The organism is Altererythrobacter sp., from assembly GCF_050299635.1.
Taxonomy (GTDB): Bacteria; Pseudomonadota; Alphaproteobacteria; order Sphingomonadales; family Sphingomonadaceae; genus Erythrobacter.
Window position 1 is genome coordinate 14936 of the sequence record NZ_JBNKWF010000021.1, and the last position, 18036, is coordinate 32971.

The window sequence follows — 18036 nt, forward strand, 5'->3', positions numbered from 1 at the left end:
GCCTCCCGCTCCGTCATTTGTACCAGGGTGCCAGTTGCACGGTGAGCGACATCAACACGCGGAAATCGCCCTTGCTGGCCGCCAGTGGCGGTCGTTTGAGTGGAACAGCCCCGGTCAGGTCGAGCACCGCCTGCCGCCCGATTGTCGAACGCAGTCCGCCACCTACCGAGAAGATTTCGGCATAGTCATCGGCCAGATTATGGGTCCACGCTCCGGCGTAATCGCCGAATATGAAGGGCTGCACGGCAATCCCGTCAGGCGTCTTCGGCACCAGCGAGCCCTGGAACGCCTCGAGCTGAATGCCCACCCCGCTGTCACCGATCATTGCGCCCGGATCGTAGCCGCGCCCGATCGTGTAATTGCCGCCGGAAAACTGTTCGAAGTTGAGCAGCGGATCAGGCGAATACTGGAACCTGCCGCGCAACCGCAGCCCCCAATCCGGCTTCGGCCTGATTTCGGCATAGGCATCGCCGCGCAGCAGGAACCCGGTCGGATCGGCATCGAGACGGCTAGGCGGCACCAGGCCGGCGCCCAGGCAATTGACGAAGCCTGCACCGCAACCCTTGCTCGCCCCAAACATGTCCAGCCCCTGGCGCAGCTCCAGCGAAACTCCGGTCGCCCGGCGCGGTTCGATGATGCTGTAGCCACCACGTCCCAGCACGCTGCCACGATCGATGCTGTCGAGCTGTGCCTTGACGAAAGCGATCCGCAACTTGTCCTGCGACAAGGCAAGGCCGGAAAAGTCGAGCGCCTGGTCGATCAGTTCGAACCCGCCTGACAGAGTGATATTGCGCGCCTGCGAGCGCACAAGCGGATAGCTGGCGAAACCGGAAGCGATCAGCGTTTCGGACTCGAACAGGTTCGGCCCCGGAACATCTGGCTTGGTCCAGGCATAGGTGAAGCCGCCGTTCAGCGTCATCCCTTCAGACCCGACATGCAGGCTGTGCGCGGATTGCAGGACAATCTGCTCTTTGAAATCTTCCGTGGCAAAAGCGCTCAGCAGCGTCTCGTCACCCATGCCGGTGACATTGTTGACCCGCGCGCGCAGCAATCCGCCGAAACGCCCGACCGCTCGCGAACCGTAGTTCTGGATATTCGCATCGACGTAGAAGGGCTGGCGCGAAACATCGAACACGCCAACAACATCGCCAGGCTCTCCACCCAGCTCGCGTGGCATCGGTTGCAGCGTCAGCCGCACGTTAAGCCCTGGAATATCGCGTGCCAGCAACAAGTAGCGTTCAGCCTCGTTGGCATTGAACACGCCTTGGCCTTCAAGCTTGGCGATATAGCGCTGCAACAGCCCGCTCGCCTTGCCCGCTTCCCCGCGAACCTGCACCGAGGCCAGCCGGGCCAGCACTACGTCGAAGACTACGGTGCCGCTGGTGATTGTCTGTTCCGGCACCTGCACGGCAGCGAGATAGCCTGCATCGCGCAGGATCGTCGCCGCGCGATCCCTGATTTCGCAGATCGCCGAGACAGGAATCTCACGCCCGGCATAGCCCTGCCAGGCTGGTGCGAGCATTGCAGGATCGAGATCCCCCAATCCGGGAAATTTCGCTTCCCCCATTGTGAAGCGGAGCTCTGCGAATTGCGGATCGGCTAGCGGACACGGCGCGCGCTCCACCCCATCTGTAGCTGCCAGCGGTGACGAATCGTCCCGCAGGTCACGCTCGATTTCCTGCCGCTGGATTTCCTCACGCGTTGGCGCAATCGCCACCTGCGCCTGTGCCAATGAAGGCATTGCCGCCAGCACCAGCAGGGATGCTCCCAAGGCGCGGCGGGCATGGTGCAAACCGGTCGATCGCAAGCTCGTTCCTTTCATTATTCAGCCCCCTGCACAGCGTGGGCTGCCATGTCTGCCTGGGCGATCGCCGGTACGCCGCTGGTCAGCAGCGGCCGCGCCGCATCGCCAATGATGGCGAATCCTGCCCAATAGTAAGGATGCGAAGTATCCGGCTGGTCCATCAACAGGCCTTGCGAAGCGCGGAGCGCCATCCCCAAGGTCTGATTGCGGCCCTGGCGGAACATTTCGCTCATCAATCGCTCAGTGGCGTTGAAATCGTCTGGCGCTGGCCAATGGCTGGCGAGAACCGCGCGGCCCCCGGCCCCAACGAAACTGCGTACCAGCCCGTCGAGCGCGGTGCCTCCACCGCTGCCCACGCCTGCTGCACGGGTCGCTTCGATGCTCGCCCCGCCCGCCGTGTCGCAAGCGGACAGGATGATCAGGTCCGCATCGAGATTGAGGTCGAAAATCTCGTCGAATGAAAGCAATCCATCCGACTGCTCGCCGCCGAAAGACGTCAACAGGGCAGGCCGCGCGGGGCAGGATGGCTGCGGAGGCGTGACCAGGCCGTGTGTCGCAAAGTGGAGGATGCGGAATTGGTCGAGGTCCGCCTTGGCCTCCAGGGCGTCGTCGCTGAATGCGCTGCCGGTGATGATTTCGGACTCGCCCGCGCCGACGACCTTGCTCGCAGCCATCAATTCGGCATCGGAAATCGGATTGTCCCAGGTCGCGGCACTCCAGCCACACTGATCGCTGCCGCTCACCGCCAGCGCGCGGATACCGCTGCCATCCCCAACCGGCTGGTTCTTGCCAAGCCCGAGATATTCGCGTGATGCCGAGGACCCAGGCACGTTGCGGGCATCGACGAAGGCTTGCGCGGAAACGGCGGTGCTGATCGCGCGGCCGCGCCCGAACCATTCCACGCCTGTGAAATCGAACGGGTCCGCACCTGCTTGTTCCTGCCGGGCCTGGTAGCGAGCAACCGAAGCATCGTCGCTCACCAGCAGGTCGAGCGGCAGGCGCAGCATCGCACCATCGGGCTCGAACACGAGATGATGCACATTGGCGAGCTCACCGGCGACCGGCTCCATCAGTGCGCGGTAGAGCGCGTGTGAAGACTCGAGATCGAATGGGTATGTGACGTAGCGCCCGCCTTCGAAACTTGAAATCGAACCACGGATGACATCGACGAGGTAATCCAGCTCGCTTTCCGGCAGGTCGACCTGATAGGCCTTTGCACCATCGCGATCGGCCTGGAACATGAATACATTTCCGCCGACCGCCGCCATGCGGAGATATGCTTCCCCGGGCTGCATTGCCGCACGGAATTCCGGCAGCGACAGCGCACGCGGAGCAATCACGCGATATTGCGGATAATCGCTAAGGCGCGCCTGGGTCTGCAATTGCTGCGATTCAAGCTCATCGAGCCGCGCAGCCATTTCTGCAAGTCTCTGATTGCCCTGCACTGTTTCTTGAGCACGGCTTTGTGCCGACCAGGCGATACGCACCTGCTCGATTTCACGCGCAAGATCGGTTGACTGGCGGAACAGGCTTGCCGCTTCGTCGGAACTCGCGCTCAATTCGCGCGCGAGGATCGCCTGCGTTTCGGCCACGCCCGGGCGAACGAGCACCTGCAGCGCCTTGAAGAAATCCGCAGCTACGCCCGGATCGCCCTCAACCCGTGGAGCCAGATGGCGGAAATAGGGAACGAGCTGGTTGGCAAAGCCAGTCGCGGCATCGCGCTTGCCCAGCGATCCGTCGACAACATCCCGATAAAGCGCGAGCGATTCCTCTTCCCGGCCATTGCGCAGCAGCATTGCCGCAAGCCGTGCTTTGGCCCCGCTTACTGCGCGCCGTTCAGGATAGCGGGTTTCAAGGATGTCGATGGCATAGCGTAGATAGCTTTCTGCCTTGCCAATGTCGCCTTCCGCTTCCGCCAGTACGGCCAGTTCGCCCAGCACCTGCGCGCGCAGACGCACGATCGTGACCACCCGTCCGTCACGCACCGCGACTGCACGGTTATAGCCCTGGATAAGAGCGCGGCGCGCCTCTTCACGCTGCCCCAGAATGCGCAATGCCGTACCCTGCAATTGCAGGCCCTGAGCATCGATGATCTCTGCCCGCTCGTCAGGCGTGAGCGAAAGCTCGTCGACGAAGCCGAGCAGACGCCCCGTGTCATCGTCAGCATTTAGCCGCGCCGCAAGTGGGCGCGTGATGGCGATGTCTGGTTCCTCGTCCAATGCGCCTTGCAATCCCTGGCTCAAGGGGCGGCGCGCGCGCTCCAGTGCATCTTCGACATAGCCCTGGTTGATAAGATGGATCGCTTCGAAATTGCGCTGCAGCCTTTCGGCAACCGGATCACCGGCGGTCAGAGGCTCGGCCTCGATGAACAGGCGATCGGCCTCCGCAAAATCCTTCAGGTTGGATTTCTGCAGCGCGCGATTGACCAAGAATTCGCCGGGGTTGATGCCGCTTTCCTGATCGCCTTCGAGCCGCTGCTGCAAGGTTTCGAAATAGGCCGAGGCTTCGGCGTAGTCGCCGCCCAGATTGCGGCGATATCCCTCTGCCAGCGCCTGTTCCGGCTGCAGTGTTTCGGCCTGGATCCGGGCAAAGGCGAAAGGATCGGTGATTGATGTCGTGGCGATATCGATCCGCCCGCTGGCAATGGCATTTTCGCGGACTGAACGCAGCGCCAACCTGATCGCGTCGTCATAGGCTGAAAAGCCTTCGGCAATGTAGCTGTAGCCATCGCCGCTCTCGCGCAGCACCGTCCAAGGCAGAGTCGTGCCCGCCACCGTGCATTGCCGGACCTGCTCTGCACCGCCACAGTCCACCTTCTCGCGGCGATAGGGGGCAATCAGGTCAACGGGATCGCCTTCGAAACCACGAAAGGCGTAGAGTGTCGCGACGGGCCGGGCGCTGTCACGGCACACAACCGCCCAGCGGCGGTCGAACATGCCTTGGCGCGCTGGATTGCCAATGCTGCGATCCTGGACCTGGCAGAGGGCCCCATCCGAATCGCCGATCGGGAAGCTGTCACGTTGCAGGACCTGGCGATCCTGCGCAAAACCCGCCGGTACGGTCGAGACCACAATGGCACTCATGACCAGTGAACACAGAATTCTTTGTCGCACGCACGCCTCCCCGCTTCAGATGCGTCCCACCAGAATCAGTGGCTTATACGGCTGTGCGACCCAGCAACCTTTCGGTCTCTAGCATCCACCCTAAAGGTTGGAAGGCCGAACCGAAAGCAAATTAACCTCATCATTCCCCAACCCGAGCCAGAAAGGTTCGATCCTAGTCGGTGAATCCATTCCAGGTGATCGCTTCGTCGATTCCGGCCCTGTTAACCTCAAAACAGTTCACGGGCGCATCCGGATCGCGATAGCCGATTGCGAGGCCGCAGAAGAAGATGTGGTCCTCGGGAATGTTGGCGACCCTGCGCACCGGCTCGCCGAATGCCGACCATGCTTCCTGCGCGCAGCTGTCGAGGCCTTCCTCGCGCAGCAGCAGCATGACCGTCTGCAACCACATGCCGACATCGGACCATTGCGGCGGCCCCATATAGCGCGGCGTATGGACCAGCATCAGCACCGGTGCGCCGAACGCGCGATAGTTGTTGGCAAACCATGCCAGGCGCTTTGCCCGGTCGCTGCGCTCAATCCCCATGGCGGTGTACATCGCCTCGCCCACGGCGACGCGCCGTTCCTCATAGGCGCCGTCCAGCCCCTGCGGATAGATCTCGTATTCGGGCGTCATGCCCTCGCGCCATTTGGGTACTTCCTTGCCCACTTCCTCGAAGAGGCGGGCGAGCGGATCGCCTGTCAGCATTTCTGCATTCCACGGCTGGACGTTGCCGCCTGAAGGCGCGCGCTGGGCTTTCTCCAACACGCGGATGAGCGTTTCGCGTTCGACCGGCTGGTCAAGGAATGCGCGGATCGAACGGCGGGACAGGACGGCTTCGGTGACGTTCATTCAAATGCATCCACAATGGATTCAAGATCACGCGAGCTATGCACTATTCTCAGGAAAACGACGAGATCATCACCAGTCCGGTAGAGGATCCTGTAATTTCCGTGGTTCGCAATCCGGAGGCCGGTTCGCCACTGGACACGAATGGGATAAAGTCGCGGATTGGCGCCGACCCAAGCGATGCGCTCAAGCAATTCGGCAACGAAACTTTCCGCACGGTCGGGATTGTCGCGCGCAATATAGTCACCGATATTGCGCAGGTCCTCGACCGCTTGCTGCTTGATCTCAATCATGCTTACTGGTTTTCAGCGCGATATTTGGCCGCTTGCTCGGCAACAAATTGGCGAATTTCGGCGAACACCTGTTCGGCGGGATAGGATGGGCCCGCTTCGGCCTCCTCAACCATCTGCTTCACGCGCTCAACCGCATCGGCACGCCGCTCCTGCTCATCGCTCCAGTCGCGCAGCGCCTCGCGCACGACTTCGCTGGTGGTGGCATATTCGCCGCGCTCGACGGCGGCCCGCAATTTGGCGGCCATTTCCTCGGGCATGGTGATGGTGATGCGTTCAAGTCTGCTCATACGCATACTTTATCATACGAAGTATGATCCAGCAATGAGTCGCTAGTCCCCGCCGAGTTTCACCGTCGTCGCTCATCCTCAAACAGTTCGGCGAGCTGTTCGATGATCGTGCCGCCGAGCTGCTCGACATCCATGATCGTTACTGCGCGCCTGTAATAGCGCGTCACATCGTGCCCGATGCCGATGGCAACCAGCTGGACCGGCGAAGCCTTCTCGATCCATTCGATCACCTTGCGCAGATGGCTTTCGAGATAGCCCGCGCTGTTCACGCTGAGCGTCGAATCGTCGACCGGCGCACCGTCTGAAATCACCATCATGATACGGCGATCCTCGCGCCGCCCGATCAGCCGGTTATGCGCCCACATCAGCGCTTCGCCGTCGATATTCTCCTTGAGCAGCCCTTCGCGCATCATCAGGCCGAGATTGCGGCGCGCACGGCGCCACGGCTCGTCGGCCTGTTTGTAAATGATGTGCCGCAGATCGTTGAGGCGGCCCGGCTCAGGCGGTTTGCCATCCGCCAGCCATGCCTCACGGCTCTGCCCGCCCTTCCATGCGCGCGTGGTAAAGCCCAGGATCTCGGTCTTGACGCCGCAACGTTCCAGCGTCCGCGCAAGGATATCCGCGCTGATCGCGGCGATGCTGATCGGGCGCCCACGCATGGAACCGGAATTGTCGATCAACAGCGTGACAATCGTGTCGCGAAACTCGATATCGCGTTCGGTCTTGTAGGCGAGCGCAGTGCCGGGCGAGATGATGACACGCGGCAGGCGCGAGGCATCGACGATCCCGTCTTCCTGGTCGAAATCCCAGCTGCGGTTCTGCTGCGCCATCAACCGCCGCTGAAGCCGGTTTGCGAGCCGCGTGACAATGCCCTGCAGCCCCGTCAGCTGGCTGTCGAGATAGGCACGGAGCCGGTCAAGCTCCTCGGCATCGCAAAGTTCGTCCGCCGGGACTTCCTCGTCGAAGCGCGTTGTATAGACCTTGTAATCGAGGCCATCGGGAATCTCGCCGGTGGGGCGGTTGGGCCGGACCGGCATCATGCCTTCCTCGCCCTCTTCCCCAGCCTCGCCTTCCGCCATCTCCTCGTCGGAGGACATCTCGGTTTCGCTGTCACCGTCCGAATCGCCTTCGGACATTTCGCCGGCCATTTCGGAGGATTGCGGATCGCCCTGGTTCTGGTCCTGCTCGTCTTCGCCCTGCTGTTCGTCCTGGCCGTCTTCTTCGTCGCCCTGCTCGTTTTCGCCTTCGTCGGGGACGTCGGTCGGCTGAGTAAGGTCGAGATGCTGGAGCATGTCGAGGCTGAGCGACTGGAATGCTGCCTGATCGTCGATCGACAGCGCCAGTGCGTCAAAATCTGCGCTCGCGCGCTGTTCGATAAACTCGCGCACCATCTCGACGCCGACCTGCGCGCGTTCGGGGATCGGCTGGCCGGTCAGCTTCTCGCGCACGATCAGCGAGAGTGCGGTCTGCAGCGGAACCTCGCTCTCGTTCTGTGCCCGCGCAATCGGATCGGAGGCGGTGCGCATTTCAACCGCCGCATCAAGATTCTCGCGTATCCCGCTGAAATTGTTGGAACCGAGCGCTTCATATCGCGCCTGCTCGATTGCATCGTAACAGGCGCGCGCAATCGGTTCGGGCGGCGCATGGCGGGAATGCAGCGCTTCGCTGTGATGGCGTAGGCGGAGCGCGAAACTGTCAGCAAAGCCGCGCGCCTCGCTAACCTGTTCGGGCGGCAAATTGCGCGATGGCAGCGGGACGCGAAAGTTCTTGCCCGATTGCGAGGGCGCATCCGCACTCCACGCCACTTCCACCTCGGCCTCGCGCGCAATCGCGCGGCTCGCGCCGGTCAGTGCGTGCTTGAATTTGTCGAGGGGTGTTTCTTCAGCCAATCACAAGCTCCAGCGATCAGAGGATCGACTGTCCCGAGGCGGCCCAATCCTTCAGGAATCCTTCGATTCCCTTGTCTGTCAGCACGTGGTTGAAAAGCTGCTTGATGACCTTGGGCGGCGCGGTCATCACGTCCGCGCCGATCCGCGCAGCTTCCAGCACATGCGTGGCATGGCGCACCGATGCGACGAGGATTTCGGTCTCGAACATGTAGTTGTCGTAGATCAGGCGGATGTCTTCGATCAGCTCCATCCCGTTGAAGCCATTATCGTCATGCCGCCCGACGAAGGGCGAAACGAAGGTCGCGCCAGCCTTGGCCGCGAGCAGCGCCTGATTGGCGGAGAAGCACAGCGTGACATTGACCATGGTGCCATCGCCCGTCAGCGCCTTGCAGGTCTTGAGCCCGTCGATCGTCAGCGGCACCTTGATGCAGACATTGTCGGCCAGCTTGCGCAGCACTTCGGCCTCTTTCATCATCGTTTCGTGATCGAGCGCAACGACTTCAGCACTAACCGGACCATCGACGATGGCGCAGATTTCCTTTGTCACTTCCATGAAGTCGCGGCCCGACTTGTGGATCAGCGAGGGGTTGGTGGTGACGCCATCGAGCAGGCCGGTTGCGGCCAGTTCCTTGATGTCATCGATTTCAGCGGTGTCGGCGAAGAATTTCATTGTTGCTGCGCTCCGGCGTCAGGATTTGCGATTCCCTGATGCTATAGCGCGCCGCGCGCGTGAGGCCACCCTCTGCTCGCCACTCTCCCAAGGTTAGGAGCGACAAAGGCCGCCTCCGCACTAAACGTTCATATCGCTGTGCTGCGGCTTGTGATCCATGCCTGCCCGCGGCCATATGGACAAAGCCATGAACCGCGTACGCCTCCTTACTTTCAACTCGGCCCTGCCGGTGCTCGACTACAAAGTGCCTGACGGCATGGCGGTGGAACCAGGCGCAGTCGTGATTGCGCCGCTCGGTCCGCGGCAGATCACGGGGATCGTATGGGAGGCTGACCGGCTACCGGGCGAAGAGGTTCCCGCTGCCAAGCTCCGCGCCATCGTCGAAGTGCTGCCGGTGCCGCCGCTCTCTGCGGCCTTGCGGCGGCTGATCGAATGGACGGCGGATTACTATTGCGCGCCGATGAACTCCGTCGCGCGGATGGTGATCTCCAGCGGCGGAGCGCTTACAGGCCCCACCACCATGACCGAATACCGGCTGACGGGAGACGAGCCGGAGCGGATGACACCGCAACGGCTGCAGGCGATTGACCTGCTGCAAGGCGAGCAGGCGACGATCCGCGAATTGTCGGAGCTGTCCGGCGTGTCCGAAGGCGTGTTGCGCGGGCTGGTCAGCGCGGGCGTGATCGAGCCCGTCACTGTAGCGATCGACCGGCCTTTCGAGCCTGCCGATCCCGATTTCGACGTGCCCGAACTCTCGCCCGAACAGCGCGAAGTGGCGGGCCGGCTGGTCGATGCGGTGAAGGCGCGCGCATTCGCCCCGTTCCTGCTCGATGGCGTAACCGGATCGGGCAAGACGGAGACCTATTTCGAGCCGATTGCCGAAACGATCCGCATGGGCCGGCAGGTGCTGGTGCTTCTGCCCGAAATCGCGCTGACCGAGAACTTCCTCAAGCGCTTTGAGGATCGTTTCGGTGCCGCTCCGGTCCAATGGCACAGCTCGCTCAAATCGACCGAGCGTCGGCGCGCCTGGCGCGCGATTTCACAAGGCCCGCAGAATGGCGGCGCGCAGGTCGTGGTCGGCGCACGCTCCGCACTGTTCCTCCCTTATGCTGATCTGGGCCTGATCGTGGTCGACGAAGCACATGAGGTGAGCTTCAAGCAGGATGACGGAGTGCGCTACAATGCGCGTGACGTATCGGTCATGCGCGCCCGTTTTGAGTGCATTCCGGTGGTGCTCGCCAGCGCCACGCCTGCGCTCGAAAGCCTGCAGATGGCCGAAAGCGGGATCTACGAGAAGCTCGACCTGCCCAGCCGCTTCGGTGGAGCAGAACTGCCGCATATCGACTGTATCAACCTGACTGAAGAGCAGCCCGAACGCGGACGCTGGCTCGCCCCGCGCCTCGTCGCCGCGCTGGAAGACCGTTTGGCCAAGGGCGAGCAATCGCTGCTATTCCTCAACCGGCGCGGCTTTGCCCCGCTGACTTTGTGCCGCAATTGCGGCTTCCGCTTCCAGTGCCCCAATTGCAGCGCCTGGCTGGTCGAGCACCGCCTGTCGCGCCGCCTCGCCTGCCATCACTGCGGTCACGAGACAGAGCCGCCCGCAACCTGCCCTGAATGCGGCGAGCCCGATTGCCTTGTCGCTTGCGGCCCCGGCGTCGAACGGATTGCCGACGAGGTTGCCGAGATCCTGCCCGAAGCGCGGATCGCGGTCGCAACGTCGGACACGCTCAATTCACCTGAGCGGGCGGCGCAATTCATCACCGAGGCAGAGAATGGCGCAATCGACGTGATCGTGGGCACCCAGCTTGTCACCAAGGGATTTCACTTCCCGGAATTGACGTTGGTTGGCGTTGTCGATGCGGACCTGGGCCTCGAGGGCGGCGATTTGCGCGCGGGCGAACGAACCTATCAGCAGATCGCACAGGTTGCCGGGCGTGCAGGCCGAGGCTCGAAACCGGGCGAAGTGCTACTCCAGACCCGGCACCCGGAAGCGCCGGTCATTGCTGCGCTGGCGGAGGGCGATCGCGATGCCTTCTACGAAGCCGAGACCGAAGCGCGCCGCCATGCCGGCGCCCCGCCATTCGGCCGCTGGGCCGCGATCATCATTTCATCCGAAGACAACGCAGAGGCCCGCCAGGCCGCCAACCGGCTTGGCGACAGCCGCCCCCATGCGGACGATCTGATGATACTTGGCCCTGCCCCCGCTCCCCTGGCGCTGCTGCGCGGACGCTATCGCTATCGGTTTCTGATCAACGCCCGCCGCAACGTGGAACTGCAGCGGATCATCATGGACTGGCTCGCTACGCAGGAGTTCCCGCCCGGCGTGCGCATCGGCGTCGATATCGATCCCTACAGCTTCGTGTAGTTTGAACTTCAGTCGCCCTCCTGCGCTTCGTCGAAATCGGCGCGGGCAACTTCGATCGCGTAGATATTCTCCATCGCCCAATTGCCCAGCGCCGCGATCGGGCCGGTAAGCGAATCGCCCAACTCGGTGAGCGCATAATCGACGCGAGGCGGAACCGTGGGCGTGACCTTGCGGCTGACCAGCCCGTCGCGCTCGAGGCCGCGCAGAGTGCGCGTGAGCATTCGCTGCGAGATGCTGTCAATCTCGCGCCGCAATTCGTTGAAGCGCTTCGTACTGCGGGCGAGGCTCATCACCACCCGCACCGACCACTTGTCACCGATGCGCGAAAGTACGTCGTTTACCGCGCGACAGCTTGGCTGATCCGGCACATGCATGGTCACACGCGTGTTCCTATCGGACAGAAAAGTGCCTTCTTGCGCTTTGGTTGAAACAGTATCCATATGGCCTCCAGGTTATCAATAGTAACTATGGAGCACACTCAATGCAAATCCTTCGAATCGATAGCGCCACGACCGGCGATCAGTCCATCAGCCGCAAGCTGACCGGCCAGATCACCGAGCACCTGCTGGCCCGCAACCCCGGCGCGTCGCTCGTCTCGCGCGATCTTGTCAGCGATCCTCTCCCGCATATCGACGAAGTTACCACTGCCGCGATCCGCACCCCGCCCGAAACGCATGAGGGTGCCGTCGCTGCGGCTTTCCCGGCAGAACGTGCAGTGCTGGAAGAATTTCTCGCTTCGGATATCGTCGTGATTGGCGCGCCGATGTACAATTTCAGCATACCCAGCCAGCTCAAGGCATGGCTCGACCGGCTCGGCGTGCCCGGTGTCACCTTCCGCTATTCCTCCAACGGCCCCGAAGGCCTTGCCGGCGGACGCAAGGTCATTATCGCATCGTCGCGGGGTGGAGCCTACGAAACGGGCGGCCCGGCAGAGCACCAGGAATCGCTGCTCAAGATCTTCCTCGGTTTCATTGGAGTTGAGGACGTGACCTTCATTCGCGTGGAAAATGCGGGTCGCGGCGCAGATGCGATCGAGCAAGGCTTTGCTCAAGCGAAGGAGGCGATTGCCGCACTTTGAAAATAGCTGGGCACTTTTCTGGCAGCCGGGTATTGTTGATGCGATGCCCGGCTTGCCTGCCGGACGATTAACATCCGAGAGGAACCGAGCGCCATGCTGACAGTCCACCACCTGCGCCTGTCTCAATCCGAACGCATCGTCTGGCTGTGCGAGGAACTGGGGATCGATTACGATCTCAAGCTCTACAACCGGCGCGAAGACAACCGGCTCGCGCCCGACGAATACAAGGCGCTGCACCCGATGGGGATCGCCCCCGTCATTACCGATGATGGCTTCGTACTGGGCGAAAGCGGTGCGATCATCGACTGGATCATATCCAGATATGGCGACCGTGGACTGATCCCGGCAAAGGACCATCCCGATTTTGCCGACCATTTGTTCTATTACCACTGGGCCAATGCCACTTTCATGACCAACGGCATGATGGGGCTGGTGTGCCAGTTCCTTGGTGCGGAAGAAATGCCGCCCTTCGTTGCCGACCGGATCAAGAAAGGCTGGGCTATCGTCGAAAACCGGCTGGGCGAAGCCGACTATTTCGGGGGAGCCCAACTGACCACGGCGGACATCATGATGGGTTTCCAGCTGACGACCAGCCGCGCGATGAGCGGCATGTCGATCGACCATATGCCCAATCTCAAGGCCTATCTGCAGCGCATCGGCGAGCGCGAAGCCTACCAGCGCGCTATGGCCAAAGCAGAACCGGGAATGCCGCCCAAACTGGATTAGGCCGCGTCAAACGAGCCGTCACCCATGTGCGCCGGTCAGGGAATGTCGCCTTCGGCCTGAGACCTTGCGGCCTCCTCCAGCATCTTTTCGTTCACGCGCTCGAGACGGGCCCGTTCGCGTTCCTTGGCGGATTTCATCTCCCGATCGGCCATGTCGCGCCATACAGACTCAGAGCGGAGAGCACGGAGGCGGACATTCTCCAGTGTGGCCGTTTCGGCCTCCTTTGCCGCCTCTTCGGCACGGGTGATGAGGAAATCATATGATAGTGCCATGAGTTTCTCTCGGCATTTTATGGAAGGCCATGCGGCGATTTCCCCGGCTGCCTTTCAGATCGGCAACCGGGGATATTGTGCCTAGTCGGCGTTGCTCAGGTTGACGGCGCTGGCCTTGCCATTGCGGCCTACCTCGACCTCATAGTTCAGCCGCTGTTCCTTGTTGAGCGTGGTCATGCCCGCAGCCTGGACGGCAGAGATATGCACGAAGCTGTCTGCCGAGCCATCATCGGGCTGGATGAAGCCATAACCTTTGTCTTCATTGAAGAATTTAACAGTACCAATAGCCATTTGCGTTTCCTTTCAAGAAACGGATTGTTCCGGTTGCGAGATTGCGAACCGGGTCGTGCGTCAAGTCGTCAATTGAAAGGAAGTCGTCGTCTCGTAGACCTGGAGCGTTGCCGTTCCCGATCCGTAGCCAATTCGTCGAAACCCGTCGTAATCCAACGAGAGCATTTTGTGGCGCCAGCGCTTGTCTGTCTTGTCTGTTCAAGCGCTGGCGGTTGTTGCGAGTTGCGATGCGCTCCAGGCACATGCGGCGGCGGCACCCAGGCGGCGCTGGAATGCGCCGATGCGTGCTGCAATATCGGAAGCCCGCGCGAGACAGGCGCGGCGATCGGAATCGCTATGCGCCACCTCTGCGGACATCAGTGCCTGCTGGTGCGCGGCATATTCCCTGTTGAGGTCCATCTGCGGTCTCCGGTCTATCGCGGAAATGCCGGGAGCACGGCCGCTTGTCTTGTCTTTCCTCAGTCGACCATCGCCGCGACGAGTTGCCGCAGCTCCAGGTTCGACAGGAGGGCGTGAAGGTCTGATTGGCCTCCGCTGTGCCCCTGATTGCCCTTGCTCATGCCCGGGCTGGTGGAACGGCGCGTATTTGCGCCGGAAAAACTGTGAATCATTATATCCTTGTTGGCAGCATCTCGGCTGCCTCATCAAAACTGAGTTAGCGCCTGAAACCACGCTTGCGACCTCCTCCGGGTCCTTGCCCGGGCGTTCGCTCGCGGAAGACGATCCGGCCTTTGGTCAGATCGTAAGGCGTCAATTCAACGTGCACGCGGTCTCCAACGACCGAGCGGATCCGGAAACGGCGCATTTTTCCTGCCGTGTAAGCGATAATCCGATGCTCATTATCAAGTGTAACGCCAAAGCGTCCGTCAGGCAGGATCTCGTTGATCTCGCCTTCCATCGTAATGAGCTCTTCTTTCGCCAAACCAGATCCTTGCATGCGAAAAACCTTCCGCACACGGGCGTTTCCCGGGGCGGAGCCAAGCAGCATGAAAGGGAAAAGGGGACCGCTTTCGCGGTAATCAAATTCCGTCGCAGGCGACGTCAGGCAATTTCCATATAGTCGAATGTAAAAAAATTGCAAGGTGGCAGGGGGCTATGGGTGGCGTGGCAAGCAGCTTGCGGGGGTTGGGAAGCTTCGCGTCCCTGCCGCTAGCCCACGCTCACTTCCCTTGCTCGCGCTTCAGCAATTCTTCCTTGATCCTGAGGCCATAGGCATAGCCGCCAAGCGAGCCATCGGTGCGGATCACGCGGTGGCAGGGGATCAGCACGGCGACATTGTTCGCGCCATTCGCGCTGCCTGCTGCGCGCACCGCCCTGGGCCTGCCCACTGCTGCAGCGATTTCGGCATAGCTGCGCGTTTCACCCGGCGGAATCTCGCGCAGCGCCTGCCACACAGCCTGCTGAAAGGCGGTGCCCTGCACATCGAGCGGGATGTCCCGTCCTGTGCCCGGCCGCTCGACCGCATCGATGACGCGCTTCAGCAGAGCGGCAAACTCCCCGCCACCTTCGGCCAGTTCCGCGTTGGGGAAGCGGTTGCGCAGTTCGTCCTCGCCTTCGTCGAAGGAAAGCCGGCATACTCCTTTATTGCTTGCAGCCACCAGCATCCGGCCCAGCGTCGTTTCGACCACCGCCCATTGGATCGTCACGCCCTTGCCGCCGTTCTTCCAGGCCGAAGCGCTCATTCCCAGCTTCCCTTCCATCGTATCGTAGAAGCGCGAGGCGCTTTCGAAGCCCGAATCATAGATTGCCTCGGTCACGCTGGCGCTGCTGCTGAGTGCATCCTTCACCCGCTCCTCGCGCAGCGCACGCGCATAGGCAGCAGGCGAAAGGCCCGTCGCACGTTTGAATACGCGCTGGAAATGCGTTGGCGAATAGCCCGTGATGTCCGCCAATTCGTCAAGCGTGGGCTTGCCTTCGGACGATTTGATTTCCTCGATCGCTGACAGAACCGCTTTCTCGTCGCGCCCCACATCGTCCGGCAGGCAACGCTTGCACGCCCTCAGCCCCGCTGCTCGCGCTTCGGACCCGGTGGCGAAGAAGCGCACGTTTTCGCGGGAAGGATGGCGCGCAGCGCAGCTTGGGCGGCAATAGATGCCGGTGGTGAGCACGCCGGTGACGAAGCGTCCGTCGAACGAACGGTCGCGCCGCTTTACCGCTGCCCACGCCGCTTCGGTGTTGATGCTATCGGTCATCGCGACCTCCGCTATACCTCTCCATGCGGGCTGCGAAACAGCCGTAAGCCGCATTATGCGCATCGATATAGGCGATGGCTTCATCCCTGAACAATTGGCGTGCCTGCGCATCGACATCGTCTGCCAGGGCCAGCACGGCTCCACACAGACGCCCCGAATGGTCAAAGGCTCGCAAGGAAATTGGCCTTCCCCGCAAGACGGGCGGCAATTCGTCGATGAACTCCGCCGCCTCCCTTGCTTCTGCGCGCACGTAGATGGCGAAGGCGTTGCGATAGGGAGTTGGCGCCGAGTGATTCTCGTAGTGGAGGAGAATCAGATTGTCCCCTGGATCCGCATCCTGCAGGCTGACACGACAGGGATAGCGGCCTTCTGCACTTGCAATGTGCCGCTCTGCCAGATGTTCGCGCAAGCCGGTTTCGTCCAGCGTGAAATATTGTGCGAATTGTCCGGGCTCGAGCCCGCGAATGCGATAGGTCATGATCTGTCTCCAAGCGTCATGCCTGAAGTCTCTAAGTTAATGCCCCATTCGCCGCATCCCGAAGCTTGCGATCAAACCATTTGCCCGTCAAACACGCGGCCATGACACGTCTCTTCGCCTTTATTGCGCTGCTTTTTTCGCTCGCACTACCCAGCCTGGCCCATGCCGATCCGGCCGATATCGACGCGGCAGCGCGCGGAGTCGTGCGGGTCGTGATAATCGGCACCGATGGTCAGGAGGTCTATCCGATCAGTCACGGGAGCGGCTTTGCCATCACGCCAACGACGATCGTCACCAATGCCCATGTCATCCGCGAAGCATTGCAAGACGACACCTTGCGGATCGGCATCGTGCCCTCCGAAGGCGAGGAAGCGGCCTATGCCCGCCCCGTCTCCGTCAACCCGCGCAACGATCTGGCTCTGGTCGAAGTCACCGAAGGCAGCCTGCGCCTGCCGCCCCTGACCGTGGCCGGCACCCCCGCGAGCGACCTGGGCGAGGTTTCAGCTGTCGGGTACCCGATGAATGTCGACCGCGCGCAAGGGCTGGATATCGGCGATATCTTCCGCTCGCAGCCCCCGGTAAAGAGCCGCGGCTTTCTGTCAGGAGCACGCCCCAGCCGCCAGTTCGACACCATTCTCCATACCGCACCTATTGCGCGCGGAAACTCCGGCGGGCCACTGCTGGACGGTTGTGGACGCGTCATCGGCGTGAACAGCTTCGGCGCGGATTCGGACGGTTCTGATGCCGAATTCTATTTCGCAGTATCCACGCGCGAGCTGCTGCCCTTCCTGCGCGATAATGAAATCGAGGCACGCACCAATGCCCTGCCATGCCGCAGTATCGACGATCTCGACGCGGCAGAGCGTGCACGGCTGGAGCAGCAACGGGCCGATGCGCGCGCAAGGCTGGAGGCGCGCGACGCGGAACTGCGTGACAAACGCAACCGTGCGCAGCTCGAAGCGCAACTCGAAGTTCTCGACGAGCGCGAGAATGCCATGGCCGTGGCGCTGATTCTCATGATGCTGTCGATTGGCTCTGCCTATATCGCGGTTCAGGAGCGGAAGAGGGAAGAAGGCGGCGACCGGCGCGCCATGATTACCGGCGGGCTGGCCGCGCTCGCAGCGATCGGCGCTGTCGGTGTTTGGCTGTCGCGCCCGGGCCTTGAAGAGATTGACGAGCGGGTAGCCGCTGCGCTGGACGGGAACGATGGCGATGAAACGCCTTCAAGCTCGCAGGCCAGCGAAGGCACCTTGTTATGCACCATAGTGCCCGAACGCAGCCGCATAACCGGCGCCAAGACTGATGACGTCGAGTTTGACTGGGCCGCCGATGGCTGCGTCAATGGCCGCACGCAATATGGTTTTGCCAGCGGCGAATGGAGCCGGGTGTTCGTGCCGGATGATGAAGCCGCGGTCTCGGTCAACACCTATGATCCGCAAACGCGCACCTTCCGCACCGACCGCTATTTGCTGGGCCGCAGCGATATGGAGAAGGCTCGGGAGGCGCGGGCCGGTTACGAACCGCCGAAATGCGGCGTGACTGAAGCTGCGCGCCAGTTGGGCGAACAGCAGCAAAGCGTCCTCTCGATGCTGCCTGCCCACCCCAACGAGCGGCTGGTCTATAGCTGCCAGCCAAGGGAAAAGCGCGGTTCAGGCGGGCAGGACTGAACGTCAAGTTTGGCCATAGGTATAATGACCCCATAGAATCCCCCCCAATCGGGTTGCACTTGCGAAGGGGTGG

General features: G+C 61.9%; 19 protein-coding genes. 4 read left to right on the forward strand and 15 right to left on the reverse strand.

Translation table 11 applies throughout. The annotated features are described in order from the left end of the window. Positions 1 to 13 precede the first annotated feature (13 nt). The 7 genes from ACQY6C_RS11380 to fsa all read right to left on the reverse strand — a co-directional run bounded on the left by ACQY6C_RS11380 (position 14) and on the right by fsa (position 8894). A complete protein-coding gene (locus ACQY6C_RS11380; protein ID WP_427968804.1) occupies positions 14 to 1822 on the reverse strand; it encodes a ShlB/FhaC/HecB family hemolysin secretion/activation protein in 1809 nt (602 codons plus the stop codon). Next, positions 1822 to 4917, reverse strand: a complete 3096-nt coding sequence (locus tag ACQY6C_RS11385) for a CHAT domain-containing protein (protein ID WP_427968806.1) — start codon at positions 4915 to 4917, stop codon at positions 1822 to 1824. The genes ACQY6C_RS11380 and ACQY6C_RS11385 overlap by 1 nt, the downstream gene beginning before the upstream one ends. 163 nt (positions 4918 to 5080) lie before the next feature. Further along, entirely contained in the window at positions 5081 to 5758 is a 678-nt protein-coding gene (locus ACQY6C_RS11390) for a nitroreductase (RefSeq protein ID WP_427968808.1), read from the reverse strand. Further along, positions 5755 to 6048: a type II toxin-antitoxin system RelE/ParE family toxin gene (locus tag ACQY6C_RS11395; RefSeq protein ID WP_427968810.1), complete on the reverse strand. Its 294-nt coding sequence runs from the start codon at positions 6046 to 6048 to the stop codon at positions 5755 to 5757. The genes ACQY6C_RS11390 and ACQY6C_RS11395 overlap by 4 nt, the downstream gene beginning before the upstream one ends. A 2-nt stretch (positions 6049 to 6050) precedes the next feature. After that, the gene (locus tag ACQY6C_RS11400; RefSeq protein ID WP_427968812.1) at positions 6051 to 6335 is read right to left on the reverse strand and encodes a ribbon-helix-helix domain-containing protein; all 285 of its coding nucleotides are present in this window, start codon (positions 6333 to 6335) and stop codon (positions 6051 to 6053) included. A gap of 59 nt (positions 6336 to 6394) precedes the next feature. Then, positions 6395 to 8224: a cobaltochelatase subunit CobT gene (cobT, locus tag ACQY6C_RS11405; protein WP_427968814.1), complete on the reverse strand. Its 1830-nt coding sequence runs from the start codon at positions 8222 to 8224 to the stop codon at positions 6395 to 6397. 16 nt (positions 8225 to 8240) lie between these two features. After that, entirely contained in the window at positions 8241 to 8894 is a 654-nt protein-coding gene (gene fsa, locus ACQY6C_RS11410) for a fructose-6-phosphate aldolase (protein WP_427968816.1), read from the reverse strand. Between the two features lie 187 nt (positions 8895 to 9081). Between fsa and ACQY6C_RS11415 the strand changes: the two genes are divergently transcribed. Further along, complete coding sequence (locus tag ACQY6C_RS11415; protein ID WP_427968818.1) at positions 9082 to 11259, forward strand: primosomal protein N'; 2178 nt, start codon at positions 9082 to 9084, stop codon at positions 11257 to 11259. An 8-nt stretch (positions 11260 to 11267) separates the two neighbouring features. Here ACQY6C_RS11415 and ACQY6C_RS11420 read toward each other — a convergent pair whose 3' ends face one another. Further along, the gene (locus ACQY6C_RS11420) at positions 11268 to 11699 is read right to left on the reverse strand and encodes a winged helix-turn-helix transcriptional regulator (protein ID WP_427968820.1); all 432 of its coding nucleotides are present in this window, start codon (positions 11697 to 11699) and stop codon (positions 11268 to 11270) included. Between the two features lie 41 nt (positions 11700 to 11740). On the opposite strand from ACQY6C_RS11420, the gene ACQY6C_RS11425 reads away from it, so the two are divergent. Both ACQY6C_RS11425 and ACQY6C_RS11430 read left to right on the forward strand, forming a co-directional pair. After that, positions 11741 to 12337, forward strand: coding sequence for an FMN-dependent NADH-azoreductase (locus tag ACQY6C_RS11425; RefSeq protein ID WP_427968822.1), 597 nt, complete (start codon positions 11741 to 11743; stop codon positions 12335 to 12337). Between the two features lie 93 nt (positions 12338 to 12430). Further along, entirely contained in the window at positions 12431 to 13063 is a 633-nt protein-coding gene (locus ACQY6C_RS11430; protein ID WP_427968824.1) for a glutathione S-transferase family protein, read from the forward strand. A gap of 35 nt (positions 13064 to 13098) precedes the next feature. Here the strand turns inward: ACQY6C_RS11430 and ACQY6C_RS11435 are convergent, their stop codons facing one another. The 7 genes from ACQY6C_RS11435 to ACQY6C_RS11465 form a co-directional block, all read right to left on the reverse strand. After that, positions 13099 to 13335: a hypothetical protein gene (locus tag ACQY6C_RS11435; RefSeq protein WP_427968826.1), complete on the reverse strand. Its 237-nt coding sequence runs from the start codon at positions 13333 to 13335 to the stop codon at positions 13099 to 13101. A gap of 81 nt (positions 13336 to 13416) precedes the next feature. Then, positions 13417 to 13626: a cold-shock protein gene (locus ACQY6C_RS11440; RefSeq protein ID WP_427968828.1), complete on the reverse strand. Its 210-nt coding sequence runs from the start codon at positions 13624 to 13626 to the stop codon at positions 13417 to 13419. Positions 13627 to 13824: 198 nt separating this feature from the next. Beyond that, the gene (locus ACQY6C_RS11445; RefSeq protein ID WP_427968830.1) at positions 13825 to 14025 is read right to left on the reverse strand and encodes a hypothetical protein; all 201 of its coding nucleotides are present in this window, start codon (positions 14023 to 14025) and stop codon (positions 13825 to 13827) included. 59 nt (positions 14026 to 14084) lie between these two features. Further along, positions 14085 to 14237, reverse strand: coding sequence for a hypothetical protein (locus ACQY6C_RS11450; RefSeq protein WP_427968831.1), 153 nt, complete (start codon positions 14235 to 14237; stop codon positions 14085 to 14087). 44 nt (positions 14238 to 14281) lie between these two features. Beyond that, positions 14282 to 14548 carry a translation initiation factor IF-1 gene (gene infA / locus ACQY6C_RS11455; protein ID WP_427968882.1) on the reverse strand — a complete coding sequence of 89 codons (267 nt, stop codon included), beginning with the start codon at positions 14546 to 14548 and terminating at the stop codon, positions 14282 to 14284. A 238-nt stretch (positions 14549 to 14786) separates the two neighbouring features. Next, positions 14787 to 15818, reverse strand: a complete 1032-nt coding sequence (gene ada, locus ACQY6C_RS11460; protein WP_427968833.1) for a bifunctional DNA-binding transcriptional regulator/O6-methylguanine-DNA methyltransferase Ada — start codon at positions 15816 to 15818, stop codon at positions 14787 to 14789. After that, a complete protein-coding gene (locus ACQY6C_RS11465) occupies positions 15808 to 16296 on the reverse strand; it encodes a DUF1203 domain-containing protein (protein WP_427968835.1) in 489 nt (162 codons plus the stop codon). Before ACQY6C_RS11465 ends, ada begins: the two co-directional genes overlap by 11 nt. Before the next feature lie 101 nt (positions 16297 to 16397). Between ACQY6C_RS11465 and ACQY6C_RS11470 the strand changes: the two genes are divergently transcribed. Then, a complete protein-coding gene (locus tag ACQY6C_RS11470) occupies positions 16398 to 17963 on the forward strand; it encodes a trypsin-like peptidase domain-containing protein (protein WP_427968837.1) in 1566 nt (521 codons plus the stop codon). Positions 17964 to 18036 lie beyond the last annotated feature (73 nt).

Coding starts and splice junctions, on each gene's coding strand:
- ACQY6C_RS11465 (WP_427968835.1), bottom strand. CDS start 16,296: ATGACCTATCGCATTCGCGGGCTCGAGCCCGGACAATTCGCACAATAT.
- ACQY6C_RS11425 (WP_427968822.1), top strand. CDS start 11,741: ATGCAAATCCTTCGAATCGATAGCGCCACGACCGGCGATCAGTCCATC.
- ACQY6C_RS11420 (WP_427968820.1), bottom strand. CDS start 11,699: ATGGATACTGTTTCAACCAAAGCGCAAGAAGGCACTTTTCTGTCCGAT.
- ACQY6C_RS11400 (WP_427968812.1), bottom strand. CDS start 6,335: ATGAGCAGACTTGAACGCATCACCATCACCATGCCCGAGGAAATGGCC.
- ACQY6C_RS11430 (WP_427968824.1), top strand. CDS start 12,431: ATGCTGACAGTCCACCACCTGCGCCTGTCTCAATCCGAACGCATCGTC.
- ACQY6C_RS11435 (WP_427968826.1), bottom strand. CDS start 13,335: ATGGCACTATCATATGATTTCCTCATCACCCGTGCCGAAGAGGCGGCA.
- ACQY6C_RS11395 (WP_427968810.1), bottom strand. CDS start 6,048: ATGATTGAGATCAAGCAGCAAGCGGTCGAGGACCTGCGCAATATCGGT.
- ACQY6C_RS11380 (WP_427968804.1), bottom strand. CDS start 1,822: ATGAAAGGAACGAGCTTGCGATCGACCGGTTTGCACCATGCCCGCCGC.
- ada (WP_427968833.1), bottom strand. CDS start 15,818: ATGACCGATAGCATCAACACCGAAGCGGCGTGGGCAGCGGTAAAGCGG.
- ACQY6C_RS11415 (WP_427968818.1), top strand. CDS start 9,082: ATGAACCGCGTACGCCTCCTTACTTTCAACTCGGCCCTGCCGGTGCTC.
- fsa (WP_427968816.1), bottom strand. CDS start 8,894: ATGAAATTCTTCGCCGACACCGCTGAAATCGATGACATCAAGGAACTG.
- ACQY6C_RS11390 (WP_427968808.1), bottom strand. CDS start 5,758: ATGAACGTCACCGAAGCCGTCCTGTCCCGCCGTTCGATCCGCGCATTC.
- ACQY6C_RS11450 (WP_427968831.1), bottom strand. CDS start 14,237: ATGATTCACAGTTTTTCCGGCGCAAATACGCGCCGTTCCACCAGCCCG.
- ACQY6C_RS11445 (WP_427968830.1), bottom strand. CDS start 14,025: ATGGACCTCAACAGGGAATATGCCGCGCACCAGCAGGCACTGATGTCC.
- ACQY6C_RS11470 (WP_427968837.1), top strand. CDS start 16,398: ATGACACGTCTCTTCGCCTTTATTGCGCTGCTTTTTTCGCTCGCACTA.
- ACQY6C_RS11440 (WP_427968828.1), bottom strand. CDS start 13,626: ATGGCTATTGGTACTGTTAAATTCTTCAATGAAGACAAAGGTTATGGC.